The sequence below is a fragment of the Frankia nepalensis genome, from assembly GCF_016786325.1.
GTDB classification, from domain to species: domain Bacteria; phylum Actinomycetota; class Actinomycetes; order Frankiales; family Frankiaceae; genus Pseudofrankia; species Pseudofrankia nepalensis.
Window position 1 is genome coordinate 1 of the sequence record NZ_JADWYU010000050.1, and the last position, 10,650, is coordinate 10,650.

Consider the following 10,650-nt stretch of genomic DNA (forward strand, 5'->3'; position numbering starts at 1 on the left):
ACCAGACCGACAGCCACGACGCCCGGCAGCCCGCCGGCGCGTAACAACTCAGCCTCCACCAAACCCGGCGCTTGACACCCACCTCACCGCGGCAGGCAAGAACCTCCTCGACGAACTACTTCACACCTGCCGGCGCCAGGTCGGCGACAAGCTCCGCGACCCCTGGGCCGGCTGTACACCGGACGGGCAGGGCCACCGGGCGACGGTCCCGCACACCGCCCAGTTGGCGCAACCCGACTACGGATATGGCGCAGTATGATCGCTCCCAGTCTGCTACCGGTGACTCCCTTCAACTCGCGGTCCTGGGCCGCCGAGCCGTTGGCGAGCAGCTTTATTCGCTTGTCGAGGGCGATCACCTCCGGTAACACAAACGTAGCCGCTGCGGATCGCAGCGATGAACGGGGGAGAATGCATGGCCGGCCAATGGCCGATCGAGGAGCGGGCGCTCGACGACCTTGATCTCGATCTGCGCAACGTCCGAATTCCTGGCGGGGATCTGGACGAGGCTGCGATCATCAACTACCTCGTCGAGGCCGCTGGTCTGCTGGAACTGGCGCGTAGCATCCTTCGTGATGGCTACATCGACAACGAGCTTCCGGTTGTCGTCGACGAAGGTGGCCGGTGCGTCGTGCTCGAGGGCAACCGTCGAGTCGCTGCGCTGAAGGCTATCCATCGGCCCTCGCTCCTTGGAATGGCCGCGCCGAAGATCGAGCGTCACATCAGCCGCCATCGGGACGCTGACACTCCGACCGAGATCAGGGTGATGATCGTCCCCTCGCGAGAGGCCGCCCAACCCCTGTTGGCGCGGCTGCACACACGCAACCCGAAGAAGGAGTGGATCCGCGAGCAGAAGGCGATCTTCTACCACGCCCAGTTGGCCCAGGGCATGACCGTTGATGCCCTGCGGGCCCGCTACCCGGATGAACAGGGCTCGACGATCACGAGCTACATCCGCATGGGCGAGATTCGTGACGTCGTCCGCGGCCTCCGCTTCGACGACCCCGATCTTGCGCGGTGGGTCATGAACGGCCAGTTGAAGATCACTTCCCTGGAGTACGCCTACGAACGCCCTAAGATCCAGGAGGCGCTCGGCCTGGCGTTCGACAAGGATGGCCTATTGGCCTCCAAGCAGATGAGCGAAGGCCAGACCCAGGCTCTGATCTACCTTCTCAGGCGGTTCCGGGCTAGGACGCTCGATACTCGCTCTCACGAACTCATCGCCAAGTACGACGCGCACACCAACTTTGCCGAGGAGTTGCGACTGATCGTGATCGGCGCTAAGGGCGGCGCGACACCGACGAGCGGCCCGAACGCCGGTAGCACGGCTGGGGGCGGAGGGGCGCCATCCGGCCAACCTGGAGCGGGAGGCTCCCCGGTATCTGGCACGGCTCCGGGAGCCAGCGGTCATCCTGTCCCTGGTACTTCGTCAGGTGGCGCTGCGGCCTCGGGCGATGGGCGGGGCGCCGGTTCCGCCACCACCGTCGGCGGAGCTACTGGAAGTACGGGCGGGACCGGTGGATCCGGAGCCGCGCCGGGGTCGCAGCCGGGGGCGCGCGGGCCCAACCGCGGCGACACGCACACTAAGTTGAACATGGACGGCTTTGTCTACAAGGGTTCGTCGGCTGGCCTGCGGCGCCGGTTCGAGGAGCTGCGGAGCTTGAGCGTGAAGGAGTTCCCGAACGCTGCCCACGACCTTCTCCGCACGGTGCTGGAGTGCTCGATCAAGGACTACTTCGCGGCGAGCGCCCAGGCGACAGCAGCACAGACGACGCCTGCCCAGCCGTCGAAGAAGCCCAGGATGCTCAAGGACTGCATCGATGAGCTTGCTGCGGCCTATCAGAACGACGCTCGGATGAGAAACTTGATCAACATGATCAAGCATGGTGGCAGCACGACAGCGACGAAGTACGTTGGAACCGCCGTCTCCCTGAACGCGAGTAACCACGAGCCGGACATCGTCTTCGACGCGAAGGATGTCCACGAGGCCTGGGACAAGATCAAGCCGATCTTGGTCGAGATCGTCGGGAAGTAGCGGCACCCACCGACTGGCAGGGCGTATCCGACTCAGCCTGCCGCGAGGAGGCGGGAGACGGAGCGGGAGGCGATGAGCAACTCGTGCGCCTTGCCGGTTCGGTGGGCGCTGTAGCTGAGCTGGTACTCCCGCACGTCGTGCCGCTGGTAGAGCTGTCGGATGAAGTCCGACGGGTCGTAGGTCACGATCCAGTGCCCGTCCGGGTGCCGGTCGAGGCTTTGGGCGAGTTCGGCGTGGTCCCGGTGAGTGAAGGCGTTCAGGTAGAGGCTGCCGCCCATGTCAACATAGGGCGGGTCGATGTAGATGAACGCAGAAGCGTCGTCGACGTAGCGGTCGACGATCGCCATGCCGTCGAGGCTGAGCACGGTGATCCGTGAGGCGAGCGCCCCGATCGCGGCCACCCGCTCGGCGAGCTGGTCGCGGTTGAACCGCGCGTCGATCTTGTAGTTGCCGTTCTGGTTGACGCCGCCGATCGGGCCGGCGTTCAGGATCCCGGACCTGTTCGTCCGGTTGAGATAGAAGAACGCGAACCCCAGTCTGAGCGGGTCCGACTCGTCGGCCGCCCGGTAGATCTGTTTCTGTCGTCGCCACTCCTCGACGTCCAGCGGCGTGTCGACGACCAGGGCGGCGAACTGCTGCGGCTGCCCGACGACCGCGAGCCAGAAGCAGTAGACCGCGGGATCGATGTCGTTGATGACCAGCTCCTGCACCAGGTCCCGCCGGAGCAGCTCGATCCCCGCCCCCGCGCCGCCCGCGTACGGCTCGACGTATCTCGCGGACTCGATCCCAAGGCCGGCGATGAGCTCGCCGAAGAAGCCAGCCAACGCCGCCTTGCCTCCCGGGTACCGCAGCGGGCTGGCCGCGGCGGTTCTGCCCACGGCCCGGACCGTCAACGGCGCCGGCGTCGTCATCGCCCACCTCTCGAAGTACTAGCGCTGGACATGCGGGCGCGTGCTCGATGCGCGGCCACCCGGCAGTTGCCCGAGCAGTACCGCGCACCCGCGCGGGCCAGGAACTCGATCCCGCACTGCGCACAGTCGTGCGTACTACCAGCGCGACGCAACCGCTCATGGCGCAGGAGCCTGCTGTGTCGCGCCAGATCGGCATCCGACAGGGCCTCGACCTCTACCACGTAACGATTATATCCGTTACAGATCAACACGGGCGGAACGGGCCGACGTCACCGAGACGGCGTTCTGCGTCGACGGGTGTACGGGTCGGGACGAGCCCGGCGCCGCGGTTCAGACGGGGCGTAGCCGTGAGGACTTCGACGCCGCCTGGCTCGTCACGGCAGGGTCGACAGGCAGTTGGCGAGCCGGATGTGACGCCAATGAGGCAATTTAAGTTCTTAGTTGCCGACTTTGCCGCCTGACTGGTACGGTTGGAACATAAGCGGCCAGGCAAGAGACTGGACCGTCCCAGCAGGAGGTAAAATGACGATCAGTGTCAACCCCCTGCGGTTGTCCAAGCCGCAGGACTCCAGCACCTACCTGGCGATCAGGACCAACCAGGGCGGGCGGGCGGTCTACACCACGCGGGTCCCCCTCCTCGACCTTCCGACGATCTTGCCGGTGCCGGACCCGAATGCCGTCGACAAGGACAATCGGAAGGTCGACCGGCTGCACGCCAAGCACTTCGGCGAGTACTTGGACACCAAGGAAGACTGGGTCGCCCCCGCGCTGCTCGCGCGTGACAGCGGCGGGTGCGTGTTCGAGAAGCTCGACGAGCAGGGGATGGTCGGCTACCTCACGGTCCCGTGGGCGATCGGCGGCATCTCGTCGCTGCGCACCATCGATGGCCAGCACCGGATCCTCGGCGTCGCGATCGAAAAGCAGCGCATCACCGACGCCATCGCGGCCGTAGATCGGGAGATGGCTCGCAAGGTGAGCCCAGAGAAGGCGGCCAAGCTCCAGGCCGAGCGGGAGAAGCTGGTCGCGCAGATGGGGAGGCTGAAGACCGAGTACGTCGGCCTCGACGTGTACGTCGAACCGGACCCGATCAAGGCGCAGCAGATGTTCGTCGACGTCGCCGACAATGCCAAGGGCATCAGCAGCGCGGTCCGCGCCCGCTTCGACAACTACAAGGTCGCCAACCGTACGTTGTCCGATGTGATCGACCACCCGTTGCTCAAGAACCGGGTCGACGCCGAGCAGGACCGCATGACCCCGAAGAACCCCAACCTGCTGGGAGCCAAGCACGTCGCCGACATCACTCGGGCCGTCGTCGCTGGCGCGGGCGGTCGGATTAGCAAGAAGGCGGAGCAGACGCTGACCGACGGCGAGGTGATCGAGCAGGTGAAGGACTTCCTCGACGTCATCTCGAACGCGTTCGCAGACCTCGCCGCCATCACCGAGGAGGACCCGGATACCGAGCGGAATCCGAACGAGTTGACACTGGCCCAAGAACTGCGTCGGACTTCACTCCTCGGCTCGGTGGGCATGCTGCGAGTCCTCGGAGGTGTGTTCCACCAGTTGCGGACAGGCGAGACCCCGGTGGAACTCGACGACATCACCGAGTTCTTCAAGCGCTTGGACCCGCACATGGCCGCCCCCGTCAGCGATACCAGCATCTGGCGCACGACCGACGCGGGCGACGACTTCGAGTCGAAGGCGTCTGCCCCGATCATGCGGACGCAGAACATCGTGCACTTGGTCAGCGTCATCACCGGCTGGTACAAGAAGGCGCCGGCAGCCCTCTAGCTAGCACGCCGAGACCGGCAGAGTGTTCGCGGTGCTTCGGCTTTAGACGATCATCGGCACCGGTTGAGTCCCGGTCCATGCGGGGCCGGGACTCAACCAGAGGTTGATTGGCGGTGATCCTGCCGCAGCGCAGCTGATCACCGCCCCGTCGTCGACGCGGCGATGGCCTGAGGCGCGTTCTACTGCGCAGTGACCCTCCGTGCTCCAGAACGTTGAACACCCATACCGCACATCCGGAACCTCAGACCAGGACCCGAGAATGAGCGTCACCTACCAAGGGGCCGACTACGAGTTGGCATGGCCACGGCGGCTGTTCGTGAGCGAGGCAGCCGCGCTGTTGAACGGCCGGACCCGTCAAGACTGGAACGACCGCTGCGAGTTCCTCCTTGAGGACGCGTTCATGGGACCAGCGCCTCGCGACGACTTCCAATTTCAATTGGCATCGGGGCGGAATCCGACAAACCCCGTACTCACCGGCGGACAAGTGTTCCTGCGCCAACTCATGAACGGCGCGGCCAGCCTTCGGGAGGCTGTCGTACAACGCCGCCCCTACTGGTCCGAGCGCCATGTAGGCCGTGGTGCGGGACCGGCCGGGCTGCAAGCCACCGCGAGGCAGTTCGCCGACCTAGTCGGCCGGCTCGTGACCCGCGGGTACTTCGAGAAGGCCTTCGACAAGGACTGCGTCGACGATCCGGCTGTCGTTGACCCCGCCCAACTCCTTGAGCGGGCGCTTGGAGTACCAGGCCTGTGGCCGCTCGTGCCGAAACGTCTCGCAGAGGACCTCGACGTGTTCTGCGACGTCGTTGAGGTGCTCCACGACCTCGTCGCGCGTCCGCGAGCGCGCTGGATGCACAGCTACGCGGGGTGCGGCTGGCACCACAGCGACTTCTCCCTCGAAGCGGGGCGGGTCCTGTACCGGTGGCAGGTGAACATCCTGCTGGAAGGGAGCGATCTCGGCCTCCGGCTCGCCGACGAGGGCGAGGACGTCGGACGGCTCGTCGCCGCGACTGATCCGGCTCGGAGCGACCTGCTGCGCGCCATGGCGCAACGGGACGACACCATCGGGGACCGCGTACGTCATGCCATCGTGCTGTACCGCGCCCGGCAGGCGACTGAGCACGACAAGAGATCGGCAGTCATCGTCCTCAGCGGTGTGCTTGAGGAACGGAGAAAACTGATCAAGGCAGAGCTGCTGAGCAAGGACGAGGACGACCTCTTCATGGTCGCCAACAAGTTCGGCATCCGCCACCAGAGCGAGCAGCAGAAGCGCGACTACAGTGTCGAGTTCCTCGACTGGATCTTCTGGTGGTACCTCGCGACGATCGAGCTCACCGACCGTCTCGGAACCCGCTGACGATGTCACAACCTTGATCCGCGCCCTCTCCGAGGATGGTCGCCTCGGCCACGCCGGCGAGCGTCGGACGGTCGGAGCGGTCTGGGGCTGGTGCGCACTGCCCACGTCATACTCGGTGACGTTGACGGCGACGTAGCGGAGGTTGGGCATGTCGGAAAGGCCGGCCGAATACATCCCACCGGGCTTCGAGGACGTGCCGGTCGATGACTCGTGGCGTCCCGACATCGCCGCGGCCCTCGCCGAGTCACTGGCCGCCGAGGCCGGCGGTTGCCAGCACGAGTACATGTCAGACGACGAACTCGAAGCCCGTCTCGCCTCGATCGGCTCGCGGCCGGCAGCCTCAAGCTGATCTCTTCTCAGGGCGTAGGGCGGTCGGGGTCCTCCTGGGGGAAGCGACAGATCGGTGAGAACCCGATCTACGCCAGGTCGGTGAGATATGGGTGAAGGCGCTGGTAGAGCGGCGGTCCTCACGTCATCAGAGATGGGAACCTACACCTCGTGCTCGAGACGGCTCGGCTGGTGCTCCGGCCGCTGGGGACCGCCGACATCGACGCGTTTGTCGAGCTCCATGCCGATGAACGAGTGAACAGGTTCATGGAGCCGTTCTCCCGGACGGAGGCCCTGGCCCGACTGGCGGTCGTCGAGAGCCAGTGGGCCGCGCGTGGGCACGGGCTCCTCGCCGTCGAGCTGAAGGCGACGGGCGAGTTCATCGGCCGGGCCGGGCCCCAGTACTGGGAGCGGTTCGGCGAGATCGAGATCGCCTGGGTCCTCAGGGCCGACCACTGGGGGCGCGGCTACGCGACCGAGGCCGCCCGGGCATGCGTCGACTGGGGATTCCAGAACCTGGAGGCGGACTACTTCACGGCGATGATCCGGCCCGCCAACGCGCCCTCCAGGCGGGTGGCCGAACGGCTGGGCTTCGCCCCCCGCCGCGCGGACATCCTGTTCGGCCACCCGGTCACGGTCTACGGCCTGGACAGGCCGGGCCGCGTGAGCTGACAGACGAGGCGCCAGGCGACCGTGACCGGCGACCGCGACCGGCACGCCGCGCGGTCAGCCTGGTTGCCAGAGACGGACGGTGGCGTCGCCGGCGGTCGCCAGGAGGTCGGCGGCCGGGGAGAAGTCCAGGGCCCTGACCGGGCCCGCGGGGCCCGCCGGGAGCTGGCCCAGGTCGTCAGGGCGGGCCAGGTCCTCGACGTTCCAGAGCTGCGTGGCTCCGCCGACGCCGGCGACGCCGCTGGCGGCGACGGCGAGCGTGTGACCGTCGGCGCTGACGGCGATCCGGTGGACCTGGCCGTAGCGCGGGTTGGTCATCCGCGTCCGGACATACGGGCGCGCGGGATCGGTGATGTCCCAGAGGACGACGGTCCCGAATCCGGCGCCGACCGCGAGCAGGCGACCATCCGGGAAGAACGCGATCGACCGCGCGTGCCAGCCGCGGTCCGCCAGCGGCCGGCCGACCGTCCGGGGAACCGAGGACGACAGGTCCCAGAGCAGCACGGTGTGATCCGTGCCGGCGGTCGCCAGCAGTTCGCCTCCCGGGGAGAACGCGGCGGCGAGCACCTTGCCCTGGTGGCCGGTGAGCGGGCGGCCGACCGGATGGACGGCCGCCGGGCCGGTGGCCGCGCGGTCGACCTCCCACAGCCGGGCCGTCCCGTCCAGGCTGGCGCTCGCCAGCAGCCGCCCCGCCGGGCCGAACGCCACCGCCGTCACCTGGTCGGTGTGGCCGAAGGCCACGCCCAGCTCACGGTGGCCGCCCGGGGTCCCCGCCGGACCGGCGGCAGGGTTCCCGCTGGATCGGCGGAGCGGATCTGGGAGGTCGGCGATCTGGGAGGTCATGGCCCCGAGCCGCCACAGTCGGGCGGTGTGATCGCCGCCGCCGGTCGCCAGTACCCGTCCATCGGGAGAGAACGCGGCGGCGAGCACCCGCCCCTCATGGCCGCGCAGGGGCGCGCCGAACGCAACGGCGCCCGCGTCCCCCACGCTCCACAGCCGGACGGCGCCATCCGCGCTCGTGGTCGCGAGCGTCGCGCCATCCGGCGCGAACGCGACCGACAGCACGTCGCCGGTGTGGCCGGCCAGCGGCTCCCCGAACGGGGCCACGGCCACGATGTTCTCGCCGACGAGGCCACCGCGCAGGCCGACGAACCGCCGGGCCAGCCGGCGCCGCGTCGGCTGGCGCGCGTCGGCTGGCATGGCGGCTGGCCCGGCCGCGGTCTGGGCGAGGCCGTCGCCGGCCCGGTCGGCCCGCGGGCGGGACGGAACGAAGGTGGTCGCCGCTCTGGTCGGCGGGTCGGTGGTCGTGGCGGACCCGCGGGGCTCGGTCGGGTCGGCCGTCGTTGCCTCGCCCGCGCCGAGCTCGTCACTGGTGTCGCGACCGCCGTCGGCGGTGTCGCCGTTCACGGTGTCGCCGCCGGCATGGTGGGCGGCCCCAGCGGCCGGGCCCGGCTCCGGCCGCGCCGGCTCGTCCACGTGGCTCGCGCCGACCAGGCGCAGGAGCAGGTCCCGGGCCGTCGGCCGGCTGGCCGGGTCCTTCGCCATCGCCTGGGCGACCAGCTGGCGCAGGCCCGGGTCGAGGCCCGTCAGGTCGGGTTGCTCGTTGACCGCGCGGTAGAGCACCACCGGGCCTGGCCCCTCGCCGTGCGGCAGCCGGCCGGTGGCCGCGTAGAGCACGACCCCGCCCCAGGCGTAGATGTCGGCCGGAGGTGCCACCGTGCCGCCGACGGCCTGCTCCGGCGCCATGAAGGCGGGGGTGCCGATGGTGGTGTGGGTGAACGTCGTCGCCGCGTCCAGCGCCCGGGCGATCCCGAAGTCGATGACACGGGCTCCGGAGGGCGACAGCATGATGTTGCCGGGCTTGAGGTCCCGGTGGACCAGGCCCGCGGCGTGGATCGCGGTCAGCGCCGAGGCGACCGCGACCGCCAGGCGCTCCACCTCGGCGCTCGGCAGTGGGCCGTCCTCGCGTACGGCCGCGGCGAGCGTACGGCCGTCGATGTACTCGGTGACCAGGTAGGGACGGCGGGACTCGACCTCGACATCGAGCACCTCGGCGGTGCAGAACCGGGCCACCCTGCGGGCGGCGGTCGCCTCCCGCAGGAACCGTTCCCGGAACTCGGGTTCACGCGCCAGGTCCGGGCGGATCATCTTGACCGCGACGAGCGGCCCGCCCGCGTCCGAATCCGGCTCGTCGGCGGCGGCTCGGCGACCGAGGAAGACAGTCCCCATCCCGCCCTGGCCGAGACGTCCCAGCAGGACGTAGGGACCGAGCTGAACCGGGTCGTCCTCGTCGAGCGGTTCCACCATGCCGACGCCCCTGTCGTCCTGGGATCCCAGGATCAGAGGATATTCGGTCTGACCGTCGATTTGTCCCTGGCCGCTGGTGGATCGCGTCAGCTCGGCATGACCGCGTCGATATCTGGCCAGAGGGCGGGTTCGGGGTGAGGTGGTGCCAGACTGGGCGGCATGAGCGCATCCGGGCCCGTCACGGGCGGCACCCCCGTCACGGAGATCGCGAAGTTTAACGTGAAACCAAGTACGGAGAGTGACTTCATCGCTGCGTACCACACGGTGCGGCACGAGATCGCGACCTCGCCCGGGTGCCGATCGATCCGGATGAGTCGCGGGGTGGAGTCACCAAGCTCGTTCTTGCTGATCGTCGAGTGGGACACCCTCGAGGCACACACGGAGGGGTTCCGCGGTTCCGAAGGCTTTCTCCGCTGGCGAGCGGCGATCGGACCGTTCTTCGCGGACACGCCGACCGTGGAGCACGTCGCCAGCGTCGAGACCTCGGCGACCTTGCCTCTGCCGCCCGTGGATGTGACCACCGGAATCGCCTGACGTCGACTGACGGGCGGGGGTCCCGATGGGCGAGTTCTTCTCCGACTTCTTCGGCTTTTTGATCTTTTCGCCGCTGACCGCCGTGGTGTTCGGCTTCGGCATCTGGATCCTGCCGGCGGTCTTCCTGCGAGACACCGTCGCCCGCCTACGGCTGCGGTTCTTCCATTTCTTCGTCAGCGGCTACGTCTTCATCGCGATCATGACGATCTACCTGCTCGTCGTCGGGTCGTCCCAGGACGGCGGCGGGCGCCACCACAAGGCGGGCCCCTTCCTCGGCATGATCGCGTCGCTGGCCATGGCCTGGGGGCTGAACCGGCTCCTGCGTCGCCGCTTCCCCGAACTGTTCGACCGCCTCCGCCTGACCGGCGGGAAGACCCCGGGTACCGCTCCCACGCCCCACCACGCCGGCGGCCAGCACCCGGGCTACGCCCACCCCGGCTACGGCCCTGGCGGCTACCCGGGCCATCCCCAGCACCCGGGTTACCAGCATCCCGGCTACCCCGGATATCCCCAGCCCCAGCCCCAGCCGATGCCGCAGCCCCAGCCGCCGCCCGAGGCCGGTGGCACCGGCGGCCAGCCACCGCGCACGCCGGGTGTCCCGTGGGTGGTCCCCCCGCCCGGCCCGGGTGCCACCCCGCCGCCCTCACCCCCCGACTAATGGGAGCTACCGGGTCGGCGTAGGGCAGGCTCGGTGCCGGTAGCCGCCAGCGGGTGAGCACTGTCTCCGA

At 68.7% G+C, this 10,650-nt stretch carries 9 protein-coding genes; 7 read left to right on the top strand and 2 right to left on the bottom strand.

All coding sequences use genetic code 11. The annotated features are described in order from the left end of the window. The first annotated feature begins 412 nt into the window (after window positions 1-412). The gene (locus I6A81_RS02290) at window positions 413-2,032 is read left to right on the top strand and encodes a hypothetical protein (RefSeq protein WP_238430832.1); all 1,620 of its coding nucleotides are present in this window, start codon (window positions 413-415) and stop codon (window positions 2,030-2,032) included. A 32-nt stretch (window positions 2,033-2,064) separates the two neighbouring features. On the opposite strand, the gene I6A81_RS02295 is transcribed toward I6A81_RS02290, so the two are convergent. Then, window positions 2,065-2,943, bottom strand: a complete 879-nt coding sequence (locus I6A81_RS02295) for a DNA adenine methylase (RefSeq protein ID WP_203007093.1) — start codon at window positions 2,941-2,943, stop codon at window positions 2,065-2,067. Between the two features lie 522 nt (window positions 2,944-3,465). Here I6A81_RS02295 and I6A81_RS02300 point away from each other — a divergent pair. From I6A81_RS02300 to I6A81_RS02315, 4 genes are all read left to right on the top strand, one after another. Then, window positions 3,466-4,731 (top strand): DNA sulfur modification protein DndB, encoded by a 1,266-nt coding sequence (locus I6A81_RS02300; RefSeq protein WP_203007097.1) that lies wholly within the window; start codon window positions 3,466-3,468, stop codon window positions 4,729-4,731. Window positions 4,732-4,990: 259 nt separating this feature from the next. Continuing rightward, complete coding sequence (locus I6A81_RS02305; protein WP_238430830.1) at window positions 4,991-6,085, top strand: hypothetical protein; 1,095 nt, start codon at window positions 4,991-4,993, stop codon at window positions 6,083-6,085. A gap of 148 nt (window positions 6,086-6,233) precedes the next feature. Next, on the top strand, window positions 6,234-6,434 hold the full coding sequence (locus I6A81_RS02310; RefSeq protein WP_203007092.1) for a hypothetical protein: 201 nt from the start codon (window positions 6,234-6,236) through the stop codon (window positions 6,432-6,434). Window positions 6,435-6,583: 149 nt separating this feature from the next. Beyond that, a complete protein-coding gene (locus tag I6A81_RS02315; RefSeq protein ID WP_203007091.1) occupies window positions 6,584-7,084 on the top strand; it encodes a GNAT family N-acetyltransferase in 501 nt (166 codons plus the stop codon). A gap of 54 nt (window positions 7,085-7,138) precedes the next feature. Here I6A81_RS02315 and I6A81_RS02320 read toward each other — a convergent pair whose 3' ends face one another. Continuing rightward, window positions 7,139-9,388 (bottom strand): WD40 repeat domain-containing serine/threonine protein kinase, encoded by a 2,250-nt coding sequence (locus I6A81_RS02320; RefSeq protein WP_238430829.1) that lies wholly within the window; start codon window positions 9,386-9,388, stop codon window positions 7,139-7,141. Between the two features lie 159 nt (window positions 9,389-9,547). On the opposite strand from I6A81_RS02320, the gene I6A81_RS02325 reads away from it, so the two are divergent. Together I6A81_RS02325 and I6A81_RS02330 are read left to right on the top strand one after the other, a co-directional pair. Next, window positions 9,548-9,922 (top strand): antibiotic biosynthesis monooxygenase family protein, encoded by a 375-nt coding sequence (locus I6A81_RS02325; protein WP_203007090.1) that lies wholly within the window; start codon window positions 9,548-9,550, stop codon window positions 9,920-9,922. A 25-nt stretch (window positions 9,923-9,947) separates the two neighbouring features. After that, window positions 9,948-10,580, top strand: coding sequence for a hypothetical protein (locus I6A81_RS02330; RefSeq protein ID WP_203007089.1), 633 nt, complete (start codon window positions 9,948-9,950; stop codon window positions 10,578-10,580). Window positions 10,581-10,650: the final 70 nt, after the last annotated feature.